Origin of the sequence: Enhygromyxa salina (genome assembly GCF_002994615.1) — a bacterium.
GTDB lineage: Bacteria > Myxococcota_A > Polyangia > Nannocystales > Nannocystaceae > Plesiocystis > Plesiocystis salina_A.
Window position 1 is genome coordinate 12,734 of record NZ_PVNK01000158.1, and the last position, 22,990, is coordinate 35,723.

Consider the following 22,990-nt stretch of genomic DNA (forward strand, 5'->3'; position numbering starts at 1 on the left):
GCGCCGAGCTCACTCCATGCACAGCTCGCGCTCGCGCGCGGCGACGGCCTCGTTGGGCGCGAGCTTGGCGAGGTCGCAGTGGATCCCCGGGATGAAGGGGTTTTGGCGCAGGGCACGATCGAGCGCCGCCCGGGCGCCCTCGTCGTCGCCGGTCAAGCGGCGGGCGCGGGCCTCGGCGGCGGCGATGTTGGCGTTGTCGGGCTCGTCCTCGCCCGCGAGCGAGAGCAGCGGCAGGGCGTCGCTGGGGCGTCCGAGCTCGAGGTAGAGCTCGCCGAGGCGACGCGCGAGCTTGGGGTCCTTGCGGACCGAGCGATCGACGGCGCGGGCCTTCTCGTACTCGAGGACCGCGGCCTCGATGTGCCCGCGCAAGGTCAGCAGGACCCCGAGGCGCGCGTGCTTGCGCGCCCGGCCCCCGCCGAGGTGGGAGAACACGTCGCCGTGGAGGCTGGGATCTTGGCTTGGAGATGCGTTTGCCTCGGCCTCGGCCTCGGCCTCGTCGTCCCGAAAGCGCGGCGAGAGGCCGGAGACCGAGCCGTCGGTGGCGCCCGCGGTTCGCTCGCGCATGGTCTTCTTCCAGTGGGCGAAGAACACCTCGAACTCGTCGCCCCACGCGTCGGCGAAGGCTTGCTTGGCGTCGACGCCCCCGGCGACGTCATCGAGCATCGCGGCGAGACCCTCGGCGCCGCGCTGCTCCTCGAGCAGCCCGAGCATGGTCTCGGCTTCGGCGTAGGCGAGCGCCGCGAGCTCCTGGCTGGGCAGCATCGCGACCGAGGGGTGCATCTGCTCGAGGGTCACGAGCTCGTCGGCCGCGATCGCGTCGTGGAGCAGACGACGCAGGGGTGGGGCGAGGCGCGGGTCGGGGCCGCCCTCGTCGCGCCAGCGCGTCTCCATGAGCTTGGCCAGGCCCTCTTGCATCCACACGGGCGCGGCGTTGTTGGTCCGCATGGTCACGAGGTAGTGGACGTACTCGTGGACGGCGGTGTCGAGCCAGCCGTAGCCGTAGACCATGACCCGCGGGCTGATCATCATGATCCGCCGGTACTTGCAGATCCCGACCGTCCCGGTCGTGTAGATGTTGTCGAGGGTCAGGGGAGTGACGAGCGCGAGCTTGCCGGGCTCGTCGTAGATCTCGAAGCGGATCGGGTGCTCGGGCCGAACGCCGACATCGTCGCCGAGCGCGTCGTAGGCCGAGGCCATGGCCTCGAACAGATAGGGCGCGAGGAGCTCGTCGCGGGGATCGACGAACGCGGCCTCGAAGCGACCGTCGTCGCTGCGGATGGTTGTCGCCTCGCCGAGCGCGAGCTGAGCCCCACGCGCGATGTCGAGGTAGTGGGCCGCCCGACCCCCGATCGGATCGCGGCTTGGATCTTCGATCCCGGCCACGACGCCCGCGAGCGCGCTCTCGGCCTCGGGGTAGCGGGCCTCGTAGATCGCGAGGATCCCGGTCGCGAGCTCGCGCTCGCGGGAGTCGCTGATCGCGTCGCGGCGTCGCTGGGCCTCGGCGAGGTGCCAGGTCTCGACGCTGGCCATGAAGCTGTCGAACGAGGGGCTGAGCTGCGGGGCCGGGGCTTGCGAAGGTGGGGATTGGACGGGGGACTTGGTCGCCGGCTCCGAGGCCGGACCCGAGCTGGGCGGGGCGGCCTCCGCGGGCTGCTCGGCCCCGCGGCCGACGACGAGCAGCGCGAGGGTCAGGGCGAGGGCGCCGCGACGTGCGAGGGCGCGGCCGGTCGGGAGCAATCGCGGGTCGTGGTCGGCGCTCATCGCAGCAGCTCCTCATAGTAGCGCTTGGTGTCGTCGTCGAAGCCGTCGCGGTCGCCCTCGCGCATGGCCTCGACGACTTGATCACGCAGCGAGCGGTCGCGCTCGGCCTCGGTCGACGAGTCGCCGCCGCCGCTCGGTGGCGGGGGAGGGGAGCTCTGGCGGAGGCTGTCGATCGCCTGTTGGAGCCCGCCCCAGGCCTGCTGCTCGCCGTCGAGGGCGCCGTCGAGGGCGCCCTCGTCGAGGGACTCGCCGGCCTCGCGCATGCCCCGATCGGCGCGCTCCATCGCCTCGCGGCCGGGCCCGGGCAGGATCTTGGCGGCGGGATCGTCGAGCAGCCGCCTCGCGCGCTCGCGCAGGGCTCGCTGGCGCTCGCCGAGCTCGGACAGGCGTCGGGCCTGGTCGGCGTCGAGGACCTCGTCGGGGTCGGGCAGCGGCTCGCGCAGCTCGCCCCGCATGCGTTCGGCCTCGCGCGCGAGCTTGCGCAGGGCTTTGGCCTCGGACTCGCCGGGCTTGGCCCCGGCCTCGGCGCGCTCGAGCGCCTCGGCGGCCTGCTTCGCGGCCTCGAACAGCTCGAACTCGGTGGCTTTGCGATCCTCGGCCGCGGCCTCGAGGGTCTCGAGCGCCTCGCGGGCGTCTTCCCACGCGCTGCGACCCTCGCGCGAGAGGTTGGTGTCGTCGATCGCCTCTACGGTCTCGCGCATGCGCTCGGCCTGCTCGCCGACGCGCTCGACCGTGCGCTCGTTGGCCTCGCGCGCGTCGATGGCGTCGCGCCACTGCTCGTCGAGCCTGCGCGTCTCCCCACGGACCCCCGTCTGCTCGTCTTGGAGGCGGCTGAGCTCCCGCAGCATCTTCATGCGCTGGCGATCCTCCTCGGACAGGGCCACGGCCTGGTCTTCGGAGCCGCTGCGCTGGACGCTCTCACGCAGCGAGCGGATCGCGTCGAGCTGGTCCCGGGCCTGCTCGAGCGCGCCCTCGACGTTGCCCCGCTCGAGCTGCTCGAGCAGCTCCTGGCTGCGCATTCGCGCCTCCATGGCCTTGAACGCGTCGAGGTTCATCCACTCGTCGCCGACCTCCTTGCGCAGCTGCGCCCGGGCTTGTTGGACGCGGCGCATGTCTTCGCGGATGCGCTGCTCGAGCTGCTCGATCTCCGGGCGCACGGACTCGTCGCCCGAGGCGAGCTGCTCGAGCTTCTCGACCAGCTTTTGCTGCGAGGTCTGCAGCCGGGCCACGAGGGTCTCGATGTGGTCGATGATCTGGCCGTCGACGAGGTCGTCGAGGCGGATGATCTCGTCCTCGAGCTGCTCGATCTCGCGGACGTTGTGGACGCCGAGCTTGCGCAGCAGCGGGGCGCGCTCGGCCTCACGCTCGAGCTCGGCGCCGAGCGGCAGCGTCTCGTGGATCGCGGCTTCGTCGCGATGGAGCTCGAGCAGGCGGGCGTGGATGGCCGCGAGCGCCTCGACGTCGCGCTCCTCGACCATGGTGTCGACCGCGAGCGCGTCGACGGCCCCCGCGATCGCGGTCAGGAGCGTCGCGGCGCCCGTGTGGAGCGCGCGGGCCTGTCGCAGCTTGCGCGGCAGCGTCAGCTCGCGCTCGAGGTCTGCGAACGAGTCGGTCGTGAGTCGCGCGGCGAGCATGTCCACGGCGGCGTCGCGGATCGTCTGGAGGTCGCGAATGTTCGCGGCGTGCTCGGCCTCCTCGTCGTGCAAGAGCAGCTGCTGCCGGGCCGACGCGGCGACCTTGCCCGGGCCATTGGGCAGCGGGGTGAGGCCGAGGCCCGGATCGTTGTCTCGGACCTCGATCCAGTAGGTGACCGCGCTGCGCTGCTCGATCGGGATCGCCGAGAGATCCCAGCCGTAGCGATGGCGCCACGATCGCGCGGCGCCGCCGGGGGCCTTGCCCGCGGGGCGGCGGTGACGCTCGACCTCACCCTCGGGGGTGAGGAGCTCGTAGACGAGCTCGGCCTCGACGACCCCGAAGTCGTCGCGAGCCGTGAAGCGCAGATCGATCTTGTCGGTCTCGCCGGCTTCGCGCTGCCAGTCGGGCAGGGGCAGCAGCTCGACCTCGGGCATCGTGTCTGGCTCGAGCTCGATCCGCATCGGCGCCGAGCGGCGGTCCGCGACCGCGAGGGCGCCCGCGTCGGCGCGCTCGCCCTCGTCGAGCAGCGCGACGACCCAGCTGCCTCCGCCGCGGACGGAGAACTGTCCGGTCCAGCGCCGGGCGGCGGGGTCGCCCTCGGCCTCGAGGCTGATGACCTCGGGCTCGGGCGCCGAGGCCAGCTCGAGGCGATCGTGGGTCAGGACCAGGCGCACGGCGTCCGCTTCGGCGGCGGCCTCGAGCTCGAGGCTGATCTGGGTCCCGGCCGGGACTCGGATCGTGCCGCTGGGGTTGGGCACTCGCCGATCGGGCCGCCGGGTGTGCTCGGGGTAGTCGAGGACCAGCACGAGCGAGGTCCAGACCGGCTGGGGCGGCGGCGGCGGGCGGCCGTCCTCGGCGGCGAGCAGCAGCTCGGTCCCACGCGGGCCGAGCGGGCTGAGCGCGAGCCCGGTCACCAGCGCGATTGCGATGAGGGCCGCGAGCGCGCGGATCGCCCGGGCTGGACGCGGCAGCGCGAGCCCCGGATCGAGCTCGAGGGTCGCGACTCCCACGCGGTGAACATAGGCGGCCGCGAGCTCGGGCGAGCGCGCCCCCGTGTCCGCGTTCCCACCCACGTGACTGTCGAGCTCCCGCCACAGCTCGGTGGCGCCGAGCAGCTCGTGACGCAAGATCACGTCGCGCTCGCGCTCGTCGGGGGTCGCAACCTGACGCAGGGGCCCGCGCGCGCGAGAGATCGCCCGCGCGAGCAGGAGCGGGGAGCCGGTCGTGCGCCGCAGCTGACGGGTCCTCACGACGACCAGCCCGGCCAAGAGCAGGGCCCCGATCGCGCCCCCGATCCCCGCGCCGAGATCCCCGCGCAGCGTCAGCCCAGACACAGCGACGAGCAGCGCCGACCACACGACCACGACCAGCGCGCCGTCGATGATCAGCGCGCCCACGGACCGCCGCAGCGTCACGCGACGAAGGGCGCGAAGGTAGTCCCGCAGGAGCTGAGCCTCGGCGTGAACCATCAGCGTCTTGGGTATACATGCGAACCAAGCCGGAGACACGCGTCCAACCCCAGCGCGACGGTCCCGGACCGTCTGCGACCGTCGCTGACCCGCGATGCCGGGATCTCCTAGATCTTTTAGCTCTCTTAAATATTCTTCTTAATACGTGCCGCGTGCCGCGCGCGCCGCCGACACAGAAAACTGCGTTAAAGCCCCCTTCAGGGGGCCACGGAAACGACTGCGAAGCTCATCCCAGCCCACCGAGCGAGGGAGCGGAGCGAGGGAGCGACCGGCCGCTTGCGGCCGTGCGTGGCCGAGTGGCTGACGGCTGTGGGGGTCTAAAGCAGCCGACGGCCGCGGGATCTAAAGGAGCCCCCTTTTAGGGGGCCACGCAAACGATGGCGAAGCTCATGCCAGCCCACCGAGCCGAGGGAGCGGATCGAGTGAGCGACCGGCCGCTTGCGGCCGTGCGTGGCCGAGTAGCTGACGGCTGTGGGGGGTCAAAAGCAGCCGACGGCCGCGGGGGTCAAGAGCAGCCGACGGCCGCGGGATCTAAAGGAGCCCCCTTTTAGGGGGCCACGCAAACGATGGCGAAGCTCATGCCAGCCCACCGAGCGAGGGAGCGGAGCGAGTGAGCGACCGGCCGCTTGCGGCCGTGCGTGGCAGAGTAGCTGACGGCTGTGGGGGTCTAAAACAGCCAGGGAGCGACCGGCCGCTTGCGGCCGTGCGTGGCAGAGTAGCTGACGGCTGTGGGGGTCTAAAGCTGACGGCCGCGGGATCTAAAGGATCCCCCTTTTAGGGGGCCACGCAAACGATGGCGAAGCTCATGCCAGCCCACCGAGTGAGGGAGCGGAGCGAGTGAGCGACCGGCCGCTTGCGGCCGTGCGTGGCAGAGTAGCTGACGGCTGTGGGGGTCTAAGACTACCCGAGGTTCTTGCTAGAGTCGCGGTGACTGTGTCGCTGCCTCCGCTCCCGCGCACGCGATCCGAACGGATCCTGTGGAGTGTCCTCGAAGAGCACTTCGAGGACGCGCAGTACTTGTTCTTGCGCTGGGAGGGCGCGCTCGACGGGCCCGATGACTCGCTCCACCAGCTCGCGGTCGGCCCCGAGCGCCGCTTCGCCGCCCACGTCCGAGGTCTCGTCCACGGTGGACTCCCCGTCGTCGAGCGGATCTTGTTCCCGGCGATCCGGGCCGACGGCGCCGAAGAGGCGTTCGACGAGCGCGCCCAGCGGGCGACCGCGGCGCTCGGGATCCTCACCCAGCCCGTGTCCGGAACGGAGCGCTTGATCACGGCCGCGAGCGAGGAGCTCGTGGCCGGCTCGGCGGTGCACCTGCATCGGGCGCTGCAGCTGTGGGACGCGCCGCACTCCGATCGCGCGCTGTGGGAGGCGAGCTTGCGGACCGACCCCAAGTCGTGGCCGGCGTGGCTGCGAACCTTTGCGATCCGCGGTCAGCCGGCCGACGAGAACATGGTCAATTACTGCCTCCGCGGAGACCAGGACTCGGTCCTCGCGGCGCTCGAGGTCGTGCCCGACATGGCCGCGAGCGCCGGAGACAAGATCCACGACGTGCTCGGCTACTTCTTGTCCAGCAAGGACGCGCCGGTTCGGGTCGCGGCCTTGCGCGCGGGTCTGCAGGTCGGCAGCCACCGGGCCTGGAACCTGTGCCGCGAGTGGTTCCAGTCTCCGGCCGTGCCGGACGGAGTGATCGAGCTGATCGGGATCGTCGGCAACGCGAAGGATCATCAAGCGTTGATCCAAAGCGTCGCCGACGGCCACATCAGCGAGGGCCGGGTCTGGGCGCTGGGCCACTCCGGGCGCCCCTACGCGGCGCACCTGTGCGCGCAGCTGCTTCGCCACGCCGACGAGCGCATCGTCCGCCTCGCCTTCGAGGCCTTTTGTGCGATCACCGGGCTCCCGAGCGACAACCCCGAGGTCGCGGCGGCCGAGCTCCGCCCGGGTGATCGAGACCTGGCCGAGCCCGATGGAGCGTTCGCGGCGGCCGAGGCCGCGCGGGACGAGGCGGTCGAGTCCGACGCGGCCGCGGGGCTCGACCCGCTCGTCCGCCGCCTGCCGATGCCCAAGCCCGAGGCCGTGGAGGCCTGGTGGGCGCAGGTCAAAGATCGCTTCGATCCCCGCTGCCGCTACCTCTACGGCCGCCCCTCCGATCTCGCGTGGATGCGGCGGGCCTACATTCACGGTCCGAGCCGTCGTCGTCACCTGCTCGGCTACGAGATCACCTTGCGCACGCGCTCGCGGGTGCAACCGAGCACCCGCGCGTTCGCGGCCCGGCAGTATCGCCAGCTCGCGGAGCTCGCGGACCTGCGCCTCGATCCGCAGCGGGGCTACCTCGACATTTGAGCCATGGGTCCGATCGAAAACCTCTCGCCCTACGGGTTCGCGTTCCTGCCCAACGTCGATCGCGACGGCGAAGAGATCGTCGTCGTGGCCGCGGCCGCTCACTTCGCGTTGCCGCCCGCCGGGCGCAGGCACCTCGGTCCGCTCGCGCCCTGCGAGGACCAGGCCCCGCCTCACTTCGATGACGTCTACTGGGGCGACCCGACGACCACCAGCTTGCGCTACGAAGGCCAGAGCGCGTACACGCGGCCGGGCACCGACATCTACCTCAACGGCAGCGCCCACGCGCCCGGCGGTCGCGCGGTCGCCGAGGTCGCGGTCGAGCTCGCCGTCGGCAGCTGCCGCGCGCGCGCGCGGGTGTTCGGCGATCGCGTGTGGGTCAACACCGCTGGAGCCCTGCGCGTGTCGCCGCCCGTCCCCTTCGTGCGCATGCCGCTGGTGTGGGAGCGCGCGTTTGGGGGCGGCAGCGTCGACGCGGGCGAGCACGGCTACGAGCCCCGCAACCCGATCGGTGTCGGGGTCTACGCTAGCGCCCGGGCAGCCTCGGACGCGCCCTTACCCAACATCGAACACCCGGCGGCGCTGATCTCGGAGCTGTGGTCGCGGCCTCCGCCCGTCGGCTTCGGCCCGATCGGACGCCACTGGCGCCCGCGCGTCGCGTTCGCGGGCACCTACGACGAGAGCTGGGTCCGGAATCGGGCGCCGCTGTGGCCCGATGACTTCGACGAGCGCTTCTTCCTCGCGGCGGCGCCGGGCTTGAGCGCGATCCCGCATCTGCGCGGTGGTGAGCCCGTGATCATGTCGGGCGTGGATCCGGGCGGCGGCCTCGGCTTTCGCCTGCCCACGGTTCGGCTCAGCTGCAAGTCCGTGTTCAAGCGTCGGGTCGAGCGCGTGGGCATGCGCCTCGACGCGGTCATCCTCGAGCCCGACGAGGGCAGCTTGACGCTGATCTTGCGGGCCACGGTCGCGCTCGGTCGCGGCGGCGATCACAACTACACGGTCGTCCGCGCGCTCGAGGACTGGGAGGCCATGCCCGAGATCGCCCCGGTCCACGGCGCTTTGGACCAAGGGCAGGGCGCGCGCGGGGGGGCCTACACATGAGCGCCCCCCCTCGGCTCGCGGCGGTGGTCGGCGTCGGCGTGTGCAGCTCGCTCGGCCTCGACGCCGAGAGCTCGCTCGCCGCGGTCGAGGCCGGGCTCTCGCGGATGTGCACGACCGAGGCCTTCGGCACGGGCGACACCACGGCGGTCTGCGCCCCGCTCGAGCTGCTCGGCGTCGACACGGCCCGGGGCCGGCGGGTCCACTGGTTGGCCGGGACCGCCTACCTCGATCTCATGCGTCGCTTCGCGGACTGGAAGCGCGTCGAGCTGCCGCTGATCATGGTCGGCCCCGAGCCGGTCGCCGACCACGACGTCCCCCGCGACTTCATGATCACCCACCTGCGCGAGCTCAGCGACGCCGCGGTCCCGCGCCCGGTCGACGGCTGGTGGTCTGCCGGGGGCCGCGGTGGGTGGTTTGCGGCGGTCGCCAAAGCCCACGCGCTGCTCGCAGGCGGCGAGCCGCTGGTCCTGATTGGAGCCGTCGACACCGACTGCGATCCGGCCTCGCTCTTGCGGCTGTCGCGGCGCGGGGCCCTGCTCGGCGACGACAACCCCCAGGGCCGGATCCCCGGCGAGGCGGCGGCCTTCGTGTTGCTCGCGCGCCCCGATGTCCCGCGCCAGATCAAGGCTCGGCCGTGGGCCTGGATCAACGCCCATCACAGCGGGACCGAGCCCCGCAACCTCCTCCAACCCAAGTCGACCCTGGCCGAGGGCCTGACCCGGCTGTTCGCGCAGCTGCGCGACGCGTACCCGAGCTGGCGGGCCGACGCCGTATACTCGAGCCAGCCGACGACCAACCACTGGGGCCGCGAATTCAAGATGGCCTCGCTGCGCCACGCCGAGTTGATGCCCGAGCCGATGAACTACGCGAGCCTCCACGACGAGCTCGGCGACTGCGGGGCCGCGACCGCGCCGATCCAGCTCGCGTTCGCCGGGCTTCGGTTCTCGCGTGGCGACGCCCTGCGCCGGGTGCTGATCTACGGTGAGTCCGACGACGGCACCCTCGGCGCGTGCCTGGTCGAGGCCGGAGCGCGAGGTCCCAAGTGAGCGTGTTCGCCAACAGCCTCTCGATCGTCCACCAGGGCGACGGCATGACCCACACCTGCCCGATCCCGGACGTGTGCAAGACCCCGTCGCCCGCCGGCCCGGTGCCGATCCCTTACGTCAACATCGCGATGAGCTCCAACCTCACCGACGGCAGCACGTCGGTCAAGATCCAGGGCTGCTCCGTCGCGCTCGAGTCGTCGAGCATCGCGATGAGCTCGGGCGACGAGGCCGGCACCGCCGGCGGCGTGATCTCGAGCAAGAACCTGGGCAAGCTGTCGTGGAGCACCTGCAGCCCCAACGTAAAATTCGACGGCAAGGGGGTGGTCCGGTTCACCGATGTCGCCGGCCACAACGGCAACCAGGACAACACCTTCACGCTGGTCGTCGGCAGCACCAACGTGGCCTATCCGTTCGAGAGCGGCGACGACCTGTGTCCCAACTGCGGTGAGAAGGCCAGCGATCACGAGTCCGAGAATTTTCCGCTCGGCGAGGACGAGGACAGCCAGGAGGCCACCCAGGAGTTCGGCACGGCGATCCAGCAGGGCAACACGACCAAGAACAAGCAAGGCATGATCGGCGCCATGGTCTGCGAGTGTCCGCCGGACCAGCAAAAGCACACCTACGTGGCGGTCGCGGGCAAGCCCACGGGCGCGACCTCGTTCAAGGGCTGGGAGGGCGTCGCGACTGACGCGGGCATGACCCCGGCGCGCAACGTCGTGCCCGCCGATCCGATGACCGTGACCAGCGCGCGCGGCGAGCAGGTCGTGCTGCGCAAGTCGCCCGACAGCAACAACCCGCCGGGGCAGTGCGCGGCCCAGAAGCTGATCATGACCGCGCTCGAGAAGGGCTGCACGCCGGTCTCGATGACCGAGACCTACATGAAGAAGCAAGACGGCGGTGACTCGGCCCACTCGGTCACCTCGTGTCCAACCTGCGTGGACAACATCTCCGCGATGCTGTGCCCGAACCCGCCCAAGGGCTCGGACAGCTGATGTCGGCCGCGGCGATCGTCGAGCTCGAGCAGCTCGTCAGCGGCTGGCAGCCAGACTTCGCCGAGCGCGTGGTCGGGGCCGATCCCGAGCTCGTCGCGGCGATCGGGGCCAAGCTCGGCGCCGAGCTCTCGCCCGAGCACCAGGCCTTCTTGCTCCGGATGGGCGCCGACAGCGACGGGCTCAACGGTTACGGGGACGCGGCGATCGACCTGCGCGCCGAGGCCCTGCTCGAGTTCGTCGAGGCCGAGCTCAACCCCGATCCGCGCGCGTTCGTGATCGCAGGCGTGCCGAGCGACGACGCGACGCCGCCCTTGATGTTCGATCGTCGCGCGCAGACCGAGCCCGCGCCGCTCGTGCGCCTCGCGCTCGGCGACGGGATCACACCGATCGTCAACCCCGAGCACCCCTCGCTGATCTCGATGCTGTTTGGCTTCGCGTTCACGCAAAAATGTTTGCCGCGCTTCGAGTGGGAGGTGCACCTGCAGTCGCCGGGTACTCGGCTGCCGCGCTTCCCCGACAGCCCGCCGGGGCGGTGGCTGCCTCGCTTCGCCTGGATCACGGCGCAGCTCGGGTTCGCGCGGGTCGCCCAGACCGGGCCGTGGTGGGTGTGTGGCGAGCACGAAGCCGCGGCCGTGATGATGTACGAGTGCCCCGGATTCTCGCCCGACGTGCGCGTGGCGGCCCACGACAAGGTTGAGCTGATGCGCGTCGCCGAGCTCCTGTCCGACAACCTCGAGCTGGTCTTGCGGCCCAACTCGCTGCGTCAGCCCGAGTGAACGCCGAGTCGCGCGAGCGCGGCGTCGACATCGGCGAGGCTCGGCGCGGGCAAGGTGATGAAGTCCGCGAGCGTCGGCGCCCGGGGGGCGTCCTCGGACCCGCGCGTGAGGCCGAGGCGGACGCGCGCCCAGCCCCGGCGGGCGCCGTCGAGATCGCCCTGCTCGCCTCGAATTTTTGCGCTCATCGCCAGGTTGGCGAGGGTGGGGGCCCGGGCAAGGGCCGCGAGGGCGCGGTCCGGCTGGCCGCTGCGCCACAGCGCGAGCCCGCGGTAGCCGGCGGCGATGGGGCAAAGCGGCGCGGGAGTCTTGCCGCGCTCGAACAGCGTGACGGCCTCGGCGTCGTCGCCCCGTCGTGCGGCGGCGATCGCGGCGTAGCTTCGTAGCCACGAGACCTCGGCGGAGTCCTCGAGGTCGGCCATGGCGGCGATCCGATCGTGTCGGTCCTGTCGGTCCTGTCGATCCCGTAGATCCTGTCGGTCCTCGAGGAGATCGAGCTGTGCGATCGCGCGGCCGAGCCCGTGAGCCCTGGGATCGCCCCGTCCGATCGACCATGCGCGTTCGAGCAAGCTCGCCGCCCGCTGGCGGTCGTCGAACAGGTGCGCGCGCCCGAGCTCGACCAGGGCCTCGACGTCCTCGGGGTCCCTCGTGACTCGGCGCTCGAGCTCGGTGAGCTCGCCGTGACGCGCCCGCTCGCGCGCGACCCCGCGCTCGAGCTCGGCCCGATACCAGGCGCAAAACGCCAGCCCGGTCGGATGCAGCTGCGGCGCTCCGCTGGGGGTCACCCCCCACACGCGGCCCCGATCGGGCCCGCTGACGACGAGCACGTAGCTCTCGTCGCAGCCCGTGCCGGTCAGCGGCAGGCAACCGCGGAGCCAGTGGGGGTCGGCGTAGTCGTCACGATCGTCGTCCCACTCGAGCTCCACGGGCGCGGCTCCGCTGTGTGGGAACGCGTCGGCGAGCGGACCTACGAACGCGCTGGCGGTGGTGAGCGCGCGGGCTCGGGCGAGGGGAGCGAGGGCCCCGCCGGGCCTCGTCGGCAGCGGCGCATGGTCGCCGATCTCCACCAGCACCGCGCGGTGGCCGGGCCAGAGCGCGACGCCGTGCTCGGTCTCGAACAGCGCGATCTCCCCCTCGGAGATCGGCCGAGCCCAACCAGCCCACCACGGGGCGAGCTGCACGAGTTCGTCCGTCAGCGCGACGAGCTCCTGGATCGTGGCCATGGCCTCAGCATGCCTCAGCTGCGGGCGTGCGCCGGCACACTGAACAGATCGGGTGCTGTGATCCTCGCGCGCCAAGTACGCCAAAACCGGATGGGGGGAGGATCCCCTGGGCGGATTCCTCCCTTGCATGGGGCCACGATCGCCGCCATTGGGTATAACCGTGGACACAGCGCCGAGAACTCGACCTACGAACAGCGCGATTCTCGCCCGTCCTCGCGTCCAGAATCCCAGCGCTCTCGCCCGAACCCCTCGAATTGCGGTATCGGGTCGCGCTCTTGGCTCTCCTCGCCGCTGAATAGCGGCTCACAGCACCCGTCCAAAGGCAGCGAAACAAGTGGTCTCCACAGACGCCGAGGACTTGGCCCTCGTGACCGCCGTCAAAGGCGGCGACAAGCGAGCCTTCAAAGTCCTGATGCAGCGCTACCAGCGCAAGGTCTACGCCGTCGCCTATGGATTCCTTCGAAACCAAGAGGACGCACTCGACGTGGTGCAAGAGAGCTTCATCAAGGTCCACAGGTACATCGGGAAGTTCGAGGGCAACTCGAGCTTCTACACCTGGCTGTACCGGATCGTGGCGAACCTCTGCATCGATCAGCTGCGCAAGGCCAAGCGGCACCGCGACGTCGAGTTCGATGACGGGCTGCGCCACGACGGGAAGGACGAGCCGCCCTCGGATCTCCTCCCGCACCTCGCTCAGTTTGGCGACCCCTCGGACATGCTCCGTCGCAAAGAGATCCTCGCCGCGGTCGAGGGCAGCCTCGAGCACCTCAGTGACAAGCACCGCGCGGTCATCGTCATGCGCGAGCTCCAGGGCATGTCCTACGAAGAGATGGCGCAGGCGATGAAGTGCTCCAAGGGCACGATCATGAGCCGCCTGTTTCACGCACGCCGAAACATGCAGCGGCTTTTGACTGATCGGCTCGGCGCTTGCGTCCCGACCCAGGACGCGGCGGAGATCGAAGCCCGAGCGCTCGAGCGCAAGGCCAACCCCAGTCTTCACACCGCCGAGGTCGCGGGCGGAGGTATGTGATGCAGATCCAGTCCAGTGCTTTGGAGATCGACGAGCAACTCTCGGCTTATTTCGACGACGAGCTCGAGGCCAGCACCCGCGCTGTCGTCGACGCCGAGCTCGAGGCCAACCCGGAGTTGGCCGCGCACCTGGCCGATCTCGAGTTCATGCGGACGATCGTCGTCGGCGATCTCGACCATCAGGCCGAGCGCGTGCCCGAGGCTCGCTTCGAGCAGATCTGGGACAGCTTCGAGCAGACCCTCGACCGCGAGTCGCGGCTGCAGGAGGCGGCTGAGGCGCCACCTTCGCTGTGGGAGCGTCTGTCGAGCTGGGTCCGGCCGATCCGGGTGCCCGTTGCGGCCGTGGCGGCCGCAGGCGCGCTGGTGTTCGTGTTCGCTCGATCGGCCGGGGAACCGTCCGAGATCGAGGCTGAAGACGACGGCGCGGTGGCCTCGAATACCCAGGAAGATCAGGCGTCTGACGCCCAGCCCAGCAAGCAAGCGCGCCAGAGCCCCGCGGTCACCCCGTCCGCTCCCGCTCCGGAGATCGGCCCCATCGCCGTCGCGCCCGAACCCAGCCCCGAAGTCGATCCCGAGATGTTCCCGCAGCCCGAGCCAGGTCAAGCCGAGATCCGGCGCATCGAATTTGGTGGGCAGACCGGCACGATCTCCCAGGTCGAGGGATCTCGGGGGACGACCACGGTCATCTGGGTGACCGAAGACGAGGCCCCCGTGGATAGTGAGCGTTCGCTATGACGCACCGCAGCATGCACTCGAAGTTCTTGGCTTCCTCATTGGCGAGCTTGCTCGCTGTCCCGGCGTTGTTCGCTGGCGCCATCACCTTGCTCAGCCCTGACGTTGCGAGGGCTGCGGTCAACGAGGCCGCCTGCCGAATCCACGCCGTCGAGGCCAGCCAAAAGGGCGACGGCACGATCCCGGCCGAGCTCAATTTCTTGGCTGATCAGCTGCAAGCTCCAGAATTTGCCCGCTACAAGGGCTTTCGCTTGCTCGACGCCAAGGACTTCAAGCTCAAGCTCGGCGAGGTCGTCGATCAGAAGTTCAAGTCGGGTCACAACGTCAAGCTGACCCTGCTCGGCGGCGGGAAAGACAAGCTCGAACTCCACACCAAGCTCGAGCGAGGCGGCTCGAGCCTGGTCGACATGGACTTCATGGTCGGCAGCAACCAGATCATGCTGATCCCGGTCCGTCGGGGCGATCAGGCGATCATTTTCGCCTACCAGTGCAAGGGCTAGCAGCCCGGGGTGCAATGCATCGTGTCGCCTCGCGCCGGTCTGCGTGGCCTCCCGCCCACGTGCCCCCGACCACCGGGGGCTCGTCCAATTTTGGGGACGAGATTGGTTGGCCGGCGCGTCCTCTTTGAGTGGCTGCGCTAAGGTCTCCGGGCATGGTCGAGGGCTCCTCGAGTCGGCGGCGCTCGATCGCTGCTAGCCCCACCCGCGGGCGACCTCGCGGGGCGCGGATCGCAGCGTGGGTCGGGCTTGGCTTGGTCGTGATCGTGATCGCGCTGGCGATCGCGCTGGTCACTGCGCCGCGCTGGGGCGCGAGCCGGATCAAGTCGGAGCTCGAGGAACGGGTCGGGCGGCGGCTCGACGCGAGCGTCGAGATCGGTCAGCTCGACGCCAGCTGGAGCGGGGCACAGCTGCGGAAGGTCGACCTGCACGCCGAAGGGGTCGACCTTCGAGTTGACCGCGTCGACGTGAGCCTCGATCGGCGATCCCTGTGGTCGGCGCGGGTCGAGGTCACCGAGGTCGAGGCGCACGGCGGCTACCTCGACGGCACGCGGGGGGGCCTCGAGAAGCTCGCGCACGAGCTCCAGGATCTCGAGCGCGACCTGGCCGATGACCATGATGGCGGCTGGCTGCGCCGTCGCACCCGCCTGACCCCCGACGCGCTCGAGCTGCGTGGGCTGAGCTTCACCGTCAGCGACGACGCGCGCCGGGTGACGGGGACCCTGGCCGCGACAGCCGAGCCGGAGCAGCGCCGCGTCGAGCTGCGCGCGAGCGGGCTGGTCGCCGAGCTCGGGCTCGGCCTCGATCGTCCGCTCCGCGCGGCCTCCCTGCGGACCTCGCTCGAGCAGCGCGACGGTGGTCTGCGCTTCCCGATCACGCTCACGGTCGCCGGGCTCGCGGCCGACGTCGACGCGAACATCGCCGTGGCCGGCGTCCACGGATCGGTCACCGCCCACGACCGCCGCGCGAGCGAGCTCAGCGTCGAGCTCGCCGGGGGCTTCGCCGAGATCGACGCCGGCGACGTCGCCGAGATCGAGGGCGGGGATCTGTGGTCGGTGTCGGGCCGCTTCGCGCGTGATCTCTCCGCGGGCAAGGTCGCGGTCGAGATGGACGCCTTCGAGCTCGGCCGCGTGCCCCAGGTGCTCGCTCGGTTGCCGCTCGTCGAGTCCGAGGGCGCGACGGTCGGCGGCGAGCTCGAGCTCGACTTCGGCGACGGCGTGGCCGAGCTCGACGGCGAGCTGGCCCTCGACGGCCTCAACGTCAGCCACCACCTCCTCGCGCGCGAGATCGTGCGTGACGTCGGCTTCACGGTCGGGATCGACGCCCAGGTCGATCCCGCCGCGCGCCGGGTCGAGCTGCGCCGCCTCGCGATCGGCCGCGCAGGCGTCGAGCTGCTCGCGCACGGCGAGCTGGTCCACGCCGCTGAGCGCGAGCAACGCCGCTACCAGGTCGATCTGCGCGTCCCCGCCGTCGGCTGCCAGGCGGTGCTCGACGCGATCCCGCGCGAGCTCGTGCCCGGGTTTGCGGGCTTCGAGCTCGACGGCGAGTTCTTCGCCAAGCTCACCCTCGACGCCGACTTCTCCGACCTCGACGCGCTGAAGCTCGACGCCGAGATCGGGATCGAGGGCTGCCGCGTGAGCGGGGCCCCACGCCTGGCCAGCGCCGAGCGCCTGAACGGCGGCTTTGTCCATCGCGTGACGATGCGAGACGGTCGCACGCGACGCGTGGGGCTCTACCTCGGCTCGAGCGGTTACACGCCGCTCGACGGGATCTCGCGCTACATGACCGAAGCGGTGCTCACGACCGAGGACGGCAGCTTCCGGCGTCACGACGGGTTCAACCGGTCCCAGCTCGAGGTCGCGCTGCGCCGCAATTTGAAGTCCGGCAAGGTCCGGATCGGCGCCTCGACGATCACCATGCAGATGGTCAAGAACGTGCTCTTGAGCCACGAGCGCACGCTCTCGCGCAAGATGCAGGAGCTGTTCTTGACCTGGTGGGTCGAGCAAGCTCTGAGCAAGCAGCGGATCATGGAGCTGTACCTCAACGTGATCGAGTTCGGCCCCGGCATCTACGGGGTCAGCGACGCGAGTCGCCACTATTTTGGCAAGCACCCCGGCGAGCTGACCTCGCTCGAGGCCGCGTACCTCGCGTCGATGCTGCCGAGCCCCGTGCGTCGCCACGTTCACTACTGCAACGGCCAGCTCAGCGAGCGCTTCGACGCCAAGGTCCGCTGGATCCACGATCTGATGCTCGAGCGCGAACGGATCACGGCGGAGGAGCACGCGGTCTACTCGGCGATGCCGATCGAGTTCGATCTGTTCGAGCGCGGCGACCCCGAGCTGTGCCTGGCCGAGATCGACACCTTGATGGCCGGGACCGAGACCCAGCGGGCGCTGTCGGGCCTGCTCGGTGATCAGAGCGACGACGGCGCCTCGCTCGACTGGGCGCCCCGCGAGGCCCCGCCAAGCCGAACCTGGGGCGTGCGCCCGCCGCTGCCGACCTTCGTGCCGGGCCTCGATGGCCTCCCGGATCCGAGCGCAGACGGCGGAGACGACAGCCCCGGTCCGCGGCTCGAGCCGCCGACGCTCGAACCGATCGGAGAGCGGACTCCCGACCGCCCCGACAACCGCGATCCGGCCAATTCCGACGCACCCGGGCGTCCAGCGATGGACGAGTGAGCGGCCATCGTTTAGCAAGGTGGCCGTGATGCGCGAGCAGGGGAGTCAGCGGTGACGCGGGCCGAATTCGACCGCCTCGCGCGGCACTACGGCGCCGACGCGATCGTCGACGGGCTGCGGCCCTACGTCAGCGAGCGTCGCCAGGCGCGGATCGAGGGCGTGCTCGAGGCCCGTCTACGCAGCGTCGAGGTCGCGATCGAGAACCCCTACGACCCGCACAACGCCGCCGCCGTCGTCCGCAGCGCCGAGGCCCTCGGGGCCTGGGCCGTCCACGTGATCGCGGCCAGCGAGCGGATCCTGCGGGCCCGCGGGACCACGAAGGGGACCCACCACTGGATCGAGACCCGTCACCACGCCGGGTTCGACGGGTTCGTGACGGCCCTGGCGGAGCGCAGCGCCGAGCGGGGAATGTTGCTGGCGGGGGCGTGCGTCGACGCCACGCACATGCTCGACGAGCTGCCGACCGAGCGACCGATCTGCCTGCTGTTCGGCAACGAGCACGCGGGCCTCAGCGCCGAGGCCCAGGCCGCGTGCTCGCTGCGTTTTCGGGTCCCGATCCACGGCTTCGCCGAGAGCTACAACCTCTCGGTCGCCGCGGCCCTGAGCCTGTACTCCTTGACCCAGCGGCGTCGGGCCGCGCTCGGCCGCGCCGGCGACCTCGACCCCGAGACCCGGGCGCTCGAGCGGGCCCGCTGGTACATGCGCAGCGTCGATTCGCGCCACGCCCGGATCTTGTTTCCCGCCCCCGACGCCGACGCGGAGCTGAAGTAGACTGCGCCGGTGGCCGAGCAGGAACCACAGCAGGGCGGACGAGGCGACGCGACCGCCACCAACGGTCCGCGCAAGCGCTACGCGCCGCCGCGCTGGCTCAAGATCACGGCCCTGAGCCTGGCGATCTCCACCGTCGTCTGCATGCTCGCAGGCATCGGCGGGATCGCCGGAATCTTCTGGTACTACGGCCGCGACGTCGAAGCGATCGACGAGGACGCGCTGCGCGACTATCGGCCGCCGCAGGTCACCCGGGTGCTCGACCGCAACGGCGTGCTGATCGGTGAGATCTTCTCGCAGCGCCGGACCTTCGTCGCCTACGAGGACATCCCGGCCCACGTCGAGAACGCGTTCCTCGCCGCCGAGGACGCCGACTTCTATCGCCACGAGGGCATGGACTACGTCGGCATGGTCCGGGCGCTGGTCGCCAACCTTCGGGCCCGCTCGCTCAGGCAGGGCGCCTCGACGATCACCCAACAGGTCGTCAAAAATTTCTTGCTCTCGCCCGAGCGGACCTTCGAGCGCAAGGTTCAGGAGCTGATCTTGGCCCGGCGGATCGAGGAGCTCCTCGACAAGAACGAGATCCTCGAGCTCTACCTCAACGAGATCTACCTCGGCCACGGCCGCTACGGGATCGAGGAGGCCAGCCAGTTCTACTTTGGCTCGGGCATCGCCGAGATCAACCTCGGTCAGGCCGCGCTGCTCGCAACCTTGCCCAAGGCCCCGAGCGTCGGCACGCCCTACAAGAACTACGACAAGGCCAAGGAGCGCCAGGTCTACGTGCTCGGGCAGATGCAAAAGCACGGCTTCGCCAAGCCCGAGGAGGTCGCGCGCTTCGTCGACCTGCCCCTCGAGATCGTCGATCGCTCGCCCGACGCCGACGCCGACACGGAGATCGATCCGACCCGGGCCGCGAGGGTCTCACCCGGGGCCGAGGAATTCGTCGACGTCGCCAAGGCCGAGCTCGTCGAGCGTTACGGCGAGGACGCGCTCGGCGAGCTTGGGGCCACGGTCACGATGACCGTCGACCTCGAGCTCCAGCGCCAGGCTCGGGCCGGGCTGCTCGACGGCCTCGTGGCCATGGACACGCGGCGCAACTGGGGCCACGGCATCTCGCCGGCCAAAGACAAGAACAAGGCCCGCGCGGCCAAGCGAGGGGCGGGCCCGCACACGGTCGGCAAGATCTACCCGCTGATCATCGACGCGCGCGAGGGCCTGCCCGCCAGTCTGCGCGACCAGCTCGACGAGGGCTTTCCGGCCACGATCGGCGAGGACTTCCACGTCTGGGTCGAGGTCCCGGCCGGGAGCCGCTACGACGAGCCCGACAAGACCCACCTCGAGCAATTCCCCGCGGGCGGCATCACCATGGGCCGGGTGCTCGCGCTCGAGGCAGCGAAGGAGCGGGGCCTGCCCGAGGGCTGGGGCTTGGCCGAGATCGGCTCGGGCCCCGAGGCCGCGACGATCCTGACCGACGTCGACACCGGCGAGGTCCTGGCCATGGTCGGCGGCTATCGCTACTCACGCGGCGACTTCAACCGGGTGCTCGCGGCCCGTCGTCAGCCCGGCTCGGCGTTCAAGCCCTTCGTCTACGGCTCGGCCCTGCGCAGCCGGACCTTCACGGCCGCGAGCCTGATCGAGGACTCGCCGGAGATCTACGAGAAGTGGCGGCCGACCAACTACGAGCGCGACGTCTACCGCGGGCCGATCCGGATGCGCGTGGCCTTGACGCACTCGGTCAACACGGTCGCGATCAAGCTGCTCGACGCGGTCGGGATCGAGGCGGCGATCGAGTTCGCGCACGCCTGCGGGATCGAGTCGGCGCTCGAGCCCAACCTCTCGCTCGCGCTCGGGACCTCGGAGGTCACGCCCTTCGAGCTGATGCGGGGCTACCTGACCCTCGCGCGGGGGGGCTCGCGGATCGAGCCGATCTTGATCCGCTCGATCGAGGTCCCGAATCAGGACACCTGGACGCCCGAGCGCGAGGTCGCGCAGGTCCTCGATGGTGGCCTGGTGTTCGTGCTCGCGAGCTTGATGCGCTCGGTCGTCGAAGACGGCACGGGCCAGCGGGCCAAGAAGCTCGGGGTCCCGGTCGCGGGCAAGACCGGGACCGCCGCCGAGAGCCGCGACGCATGGTTCGCCGGCTTCAGCGAAGAGCAGGTCGCGATCGCCTGGGTCGGCTTCGACACGCCCAAGCCGATGAAGCGCGAGAGCGGCGGCAAGGCGGCGCTGCCGATCTGGCTCGCGGTCATGGAGGCCGCGCGCGAGCGCGAAGGCCCCGAGGCCGAGGCCAGCGTCGCCCCGCAGTTCTCGCCCTTCTCACCGCCGCCGAGCGTGAGCGTGCGGACGATCGACAAGGCCACCGGCCTGCTCGCGCCACCCTTCGTCATCGACGCCGAGGGCCTCGAGCATCCACCCGCGCCCGACACGATCATGGAGGAGTACTTCCTCGCCGGGACCGAGCCCAGCGAGGTCGCCGCTCCCCAAGCCGAGGCCAAGGCCGACATCCTCCTCGACCTCTACGGCGACGACGAGGACCCAGCCGACGCCGAGCTCGACGACGGCGGAGCGCCCCCCGAGCCCGAGCCTGAGCCTGAGCCCGAGCCCGAGCCCGAGCTCAGCGACGACGTCGAGCAGCCAGCCCCCCCCGAGCCCCTCAGTCCAGAGCCGGCCCCGACCGATCCCAGCTACGACGAGCTCCCCTCGCTCTAGACTCCAGGGCGCCCACGGAGGCGACTGCGAAGCTCACCCCAGCCCCCCGAGCGAGCGGCCACGGGGGTCTAAAGCTGACGACGGCCGCGGGGTTTAAAGGAGCCCCCGTTTAGGGGGCCACGCAAACGATGGCGAAGCTCATGCCAGCCCACCGAGCGAGGGAGCGGAGCGAGGGAGCGACCGGCCGTGCGTGGCAGAGTTGCTGACGGTCGGGGGGGTCTAAAACAGCCTTTAGTCGGTATCGTAGGTGCCGTTGTGGGCGCGGGTGAAGGACTCGAGCCCGTTGAGCACGGAGGCCTCGATCTCGGCGGGCGTCGCCGTCTCGAAGTCGAGGCCGTCGAACATCGTGTCGTAGGACTTGATGATCGTCAGGTCGCGGGCGAACTGCTCGTCTTCGAGCCTGACGGGCCCGCCGTTCTCGAGCTTCGAGATGTCGACTCGCGCGGTCACGACCGCGTCGCTGACGATCTCGAAGGGGACCTCCTCCTGCATCGGGGGCTCGCCGCGTCGGGCGACGCCGATGACGGCGATCGTGTTGTCCTCGATGATCGGGCTGCCGACGGCGATGTGCTCGTCGGCGCTCGCTGGGGCCACGAAGGGGCCAAAGGTCACGTCGACTCGACAGTAGGCGCCGTCGGTCACGGTCACCGCACCAAGCGGGACCGAGTCGAGGTCGTTGAACGAGACGAAGTCCTCGGGGCACGGACCCCAGAACATCTCGATTGCGGTGCCCGAGTCCTCCTGGCAGCGAACGAGCCGGACCTCGGAGGTCGTCACGTAGAGGGTGCTCAGGGCGATCTGCCAGCCCATGTCGTTGACGAACACCCGCGTGGTCTGGGAGTCCCCGTAGTCTGGATATCCGTCCTCGGTCGGGGTTCCAGCGTGGGTTGCGAAGAAGCGGACGGTCGCCACCGGGTCGCCGTCGAGCAAATCCACGAGCGCACAGCCCGAAGCCGAGAGCGCAACCAGAGAGCAGAGCGCAAGAGATAATCGTCGGTGCAAGCTAGGCATCGGCGGCCGAGGAAACCTAACAGCCCAAACAAATCGGTACAATACCGATCGCGGGGCTCGTCGAGAGGATGGGCCTGGCTCTGATCGGGCACAGAGGGGGGTTTTGAGCAATTTGCGACTGCGCTGAAGACCCCTTGGTCCGAGCCCGAGTCTGTTTGCCACATGTAGGGATCGTAAGCGAGCAGGGGGTCTGGTGATGCGTGAAGCGCGTTAGTCTGGGAGGCGTCAGTCCACGGCGCTGGAATGTCAGAAGCTGACATTGATCGAGTTCTCGACCGCGATGTCGAACTCGCGCAGGCGCAGGGTGTCGCCGGTCGGGCATCCGCCGATGCCGACGTCGGACGAGCAGTAGATCGAGGGCTGGGAGTCCCAGCGGATCCGGAGGCTCAGCCGAATCGAGATCGGCTCGACGAGCACGACGTCGAGGAAACCCTCGGACAGGAGGCGCAGATCGGAGAAGCGATCGAAGCGCGGCTGGACGTAGGTCGTCGAGCTCATGCTCAGGCGCTCGGTCGCGGCGTAGACCAGGCTCAAGTACGAGCTCCAGCGGTGGGCGATGGTCTGGGCCGGGAGCGGGCTCACGACCTGGGCGGCGTCGAGGGCCTCGCGCTCGAGCATGTAGTCGGTGCCGAGCGCGAGGCTGAACTCGCCGTTGTTGATCGGCACGAAGCGGGGCCCGAGCCCGAACAGCACGCGGCTCTCGACGAGCAAGAACTCGTTGCTCTCGAGCTGGGCGAAGGTCTCGCCGACGAGCCAGTCGAGGAACTCGAAATTGTAGCGGGCGTGGACGTTGGCCTTGTTGACGAAGCGCGACTCGGGCCGGAGCAGGGTCGAGAGGTCTTCGCCGTTGATCGCCCGCGTGCGCGTGGAGTAGGTGCTGCTGCCGATCAGGAAGGCGACGTGGCGTTCGCGGCGAAAGGCGAGCGCGGCCGAGGTCCGCAGGTCGAGGCGGTTGGTGTTGCCGGCCTGAAAGTCGACGCCGATCTGGAAGCCGCCGTGGACGCCGTCGTCCTCGGGGTCGAGGCGAATTCGCTCGACGTTGAGGCCGGTCGCAGACGCCGGCCGGGGCCACAGCAGCGCCGCGACGCCGAGGGTCCCCAGCATCAGCGGCGCGGTGACGAGGCGGCGGGCGAGCCGGCGCGGTGACGACCGGTGCTGCTCCACGCTTGGGGTCGTAGCAGATCGGGGGCGGCCGAGAAAGCTGGTCGCGCGCTCGGCTCTGGTACATT

At 70.4% G+C, this 22,990-nt stretch carries 16 protein-coding genes; 11 read left to right on the forward strand and 5 right to left on the reverse strand.

Annotation, left to right across the window (positions count from 1 at the left end):
- Positions 1 to 9 precede the first annotated feature (9 nt).
- Positions 10 to 1,761: a peptidase MA family metallohydrolase gene (locus ENSA5_RS17245; RefSeq protein WP_106392769.1), complete on the reverse strand. Its 1,752-nt coding sequence runs from the start codon at positions 1,759 to 1,761 to the stop codon at positions 10 to 12.
- A complete protein-coding gene (locus ENSA5_RS17250) occupies positions 1,758 to 4,865 on the reverse strand; it encodes a DUF4175 family protein (RefSeq protein ID WP_106392770.1) in 3,108 nt (1,035 codons plus the stop codon). The genes ENSA5_RS17245 and ENSA5_RS17250 overlap by 4 nt, the downstream gene beginning before the upstream one ends.
- A gap of 927 nt (positions 4,866 to 5,792) precedes the next feature.
- On the opposite strand from ENSA5_RS17250, the gene ENSA5_RS17255 reads away from it, so the two are divergent.
- Genes ENSA5_RS17255 through ENSA5_RS17275 form a run of 5 tightly spaced genes read left to right on the forward strand, consistent with a single transcriptional unit; the run spans position 5,793 to position 11,117 of the window.
- Positions 5,793 to 7,205, forward strand: a complete 1,413-nt coding sequence (locus tag ENSA5_RS17255) for a hypothetical protein (RefSeq protein WP_146155800.1) — start codon at positions 5,793 to 5,795, stop codon at positions 7,203 to 7,205.
- A 3-nt stretch (positions 7,206 to 7,208) separates the two neighbouring features.
- Positions 7,209 to 8,303, forward strand: coding sequence for a DUF2169 family type VI secretion system accessory protein (locus ENSA5_RS17260; protein WP_106392772.1), 1,095 nt, complete (start codon positions 7,209 to 7,211; stop codon positions 8,301 to 8,303).
- A complete protein-coding gene (locus tag ENSA5_RS17265; RefSeq protein WP_146155801.1) occupies positions 8,300 to 9,349 on the forward strand; it encodes a hypothetical protein in 1,050 nt (349 codons plus the stop codon). Before ENSA5_RS17260 ends, ENSA5_RS17265 begins: the two co-directional genes overlap by 4 nt.
- Before the next feature lie 2 nt (positions 9,350 to 9,351).
- A complete protein-coding gene (locus tag ENSA5_RS17270; RefSeq protein WP_258182887.1) occupies positions 9,352 to 10,341 on the forward strand; it encodes a DUF4150 domain-containing protein in 990 nt (329 codons plus the stop codon).
- A complete protein-coding gene (locus ENSA5_RS17275) occupies positions 10,308 to 11,117 on the forward strand; it encodes a hypothetical protein (RefSeq protein WP_106392774.1) in 810 nt (269 codons plus the stop codon). Before ENSA5_RS17270 ends, ENSA5_RS17275 begins: the two co-directional genes overlap by 34 nt.
- Here the strand turns inward: ENSA5_RS17275 and ENSA5_RS17280 are convergent.
- A complete protein-coding gene (locus ENSA5_RS17280) occupies positions 11,105 to 12,337 on the reverse strand; it encodes a tetratricopeptide repeat protein (RefSeq protein ID WP_106392775.1) in 1,233 nt (410 codons plus the stop codon). The genes ENSA5_RS17275 and ENSA5_RS17280 overlap by 13 nt on opposite strands.
- A gap of 367 nt (positions 12,338 to 12,704) precedes the next feature.
- On the opposite strand from ENSA5_RS17280, the gene ENSA5_RS17285 reads away from it, so the two are divergent.
- The 6 genes from ENSA5_RS17285 to ENSA5_RS17310 all read left to right on the forward strand — a co-directional run bounded on the left by ENSA5_RS17285 (position 12,705) and on the right by ENSA5_RS17310 (position 20,750).
- On the forward strand, positions 12,705 to 13,367 hold the full coding sequence (locus tag ENSA5_RS17285) for an RNA polymerase sigma factor (protein WP_258182888.1): 663 nt from the start codon (positions 12,705 to 12,707) through the stop codon (positions 13,365 to 13,367).
- Entirely contained in the window at positions 13,367 to 14,101 is a 735-nt protein-coding gene (locus ENSA5_RS17290) for an anti-sigma factor family protein (RefSeq protein WP_146155803.1), read from the forward strand. The genes ENSA5_RS17285 and ENSA5_RS17290 overlap by 1 nt, the downstream gene beginning before the upstream one ends.
- A complete protein-coding gene (locus ENSA5_RS17295) occupies positions 14,098 to 14,598 on the forward strand; it encodes a hypothetical protein (RefSeq protein ID WP_181197852.1) in 501 nt (166 codons plus the stop codon). Before ENSA5_RS17290 ends, ENSA5_RS17295 begins: the two co-directional genes overlap by 4 nt.
- 152 nt (positions 14,599 to 14,750) lie before the next feature.
- Positions 14,751 to 17,273, forward strand: a complete 2,523-nt coding sequence (locus ENSA5_RS17300; RefSeq protein WP_146155805.1) for a biosynthetic peptidoglycan transglycosylase — start codon at positions 14,751 to 14,753, stop codon at positions 17,271 to 17,273.
- A gap of 51 nt (positions 17,274 to 17,324) precedes the next feature.
- Positions 17,325 to 18,044, forward strand: a complete 720-nt coding sequence (locus ENSA5_RS17305) for a TrmH family RNA methyltransferase (protein WP_106392779.1) — start codon at positions 17,325 to 17,327, stop codon at positions 18,042 to 18,044.
- Between the two features lie 9 nt (positions 18,045 to 18,053).
- On the forward strand, positions 18,054 to 20,750 hold the full coding sequence (locus ENSA5_RS17310) for a penicillin-binding protein 1A (protein ID WP_106392780.1): 2,697 nt from the start codon (positions 18,054 to 18,056) through the stop codon (positions 20,748 to 20,750).
- A 231-nt stretch (positions 20,751 to 20,981) separates the two neighbouring features.
- On the opposite strand, the gene ENSA5_RS17315 is transcribed toward ENSA5_RS17310, so the two are convergent.
- Both ENSA5_RS17315 and ENSA5_RS17320 read right to left on the reverse strand, forming a co-directional pair.
- Entirely contained in the window at positions 20,982 to 21,686 is a 705-nt protein-coding gene (locus tag ENSA5_RS17315; protein ID WP_106392781.1) for a hypothetical protein, read from the reverse strand.
- Between the two features lie 321 nt (positions 21,687 to 22,007).
- Entirely contained in the window at positions 22,008 to 22,925 is a 918-nt protein-coding gene (locus tag ENSA5_RS17320) for a DUF481 domain-containing protein (RefSeq protein WP_106392782.1), read from the reverse strand.
- Between the last annotated feature and the right edge of the window lie 65 nt (positions 22,926 to 22,990).

Excerpts from the sequence above, each read along its gene's own strand:
- ENSA5_RS17290 (WP_146155803.1), top strand. The coding sequence starts at position 13,367 with ATGCAGATCCAGTCCAGTGCTTTGGAGATCGACGAGCAACTCTCGGCT.
- ENSA5_RS17250 (WP_106392770.1), bottom strand. The coding sequence starts at position 4,865 with ATGGTTCACGCCGAGGCTCAGCTCCTGCGGGACTACCTTCGCGCCCTT.
- ENSA5_RS17260 (WP_106392772.1), top strand. The coding sequence starts at position 7,209 with ATGGGTCCGATCGAAAACCTCTCGCCCTACGGGTTCGCGTTCCTGCCC.
- ENSA5_RS17295 (WP_181197852.1), top strand. The coding sequence starts at position 14,098 with ATGACGCACCGCAGCATGCACTCGAAGTTCTTGGCTTCCTCATTGGCG.
- ENSA5_RS17265 (WP_146155801.1), top strand. The coding sequence starts at position 8,300 with ATGAGCGCCCCCCCTCGGCTCGCGGCGGTGGTCGGCGTCGGCGTGTGC.
- ENSA5_RS17245 (WP_106392769.1), bottom strand. The coding sequence starts at position 1,761 with ATGAGCGCCGACCACGACCCGCGATTGCTCCCGACCGGCCGCGCCCTC.
- ENSA5_RS17300 (WP_146155805.1), top strand. The coding sequence starts at position 14,751 with ATGGTCGAGGGCTCCTCGAGTCGGCGGCGCTCGATCGCTGCTAGCCCC.
- ENSA5_RS17280 (WP_106392775.1), bottom strand. The coding sequence starts at position 12,337 with ATGGCCACGATCCAGGAGCTCGTCGCGCTGACGGACGAACTCGTGCAG.